1 protein-coding gene is annotated in these 308 nt (G+C 54.5%); it reads left to right on the forward strand.

Translation table 11 applies throughout. The features are described from left to right. A partial coding sequence (locus tag FN960_RS23805) for an amino acid kinase family protein (protein WP_221936842.1) occupies positions 1-308 on the forward strand: 308 nt, incomplete at both ends.

The following is a 308-nucleotide window of genomic DNA, read 5'->3' on the forward strand; positions in this document are numbered from 1 at the left end:
GGTAGTCTATGGCGCACGTCCGCAGATCGACGCAAATCTGGCTGCGCATCACCACGAACCGCTATATCACAAGAACATACGTGTGACCGACGCCAAAACACTGGAACTGGTGAAGCAGGCTGCAGGAACATTGCAACTGGATATTACTGCTCGCCTGTCGATGAGTCTCAATAACACGCCGCTGCAGGGCGCGCATATCAACGTCGTTAGTGGCAATTTTATTATTGCCCAGCCGCTGGGCGTCGATGACGGCGTGGATTACTGCCATAGCGGGCGTATCCGGCGGATTGATGAAGACGCGATCCATC

The organism is Alkalicoccobacillus porphyridii (genome assembly GCF_007293315.1).
GTDB classification, from domain to species: domain Bacteria; phylum Bacillota; class Bacilli; order Bacillales; family Bacillaceae_D; genus Alkalicoccobacillus; species Alkalicoccobacillus porphyridii.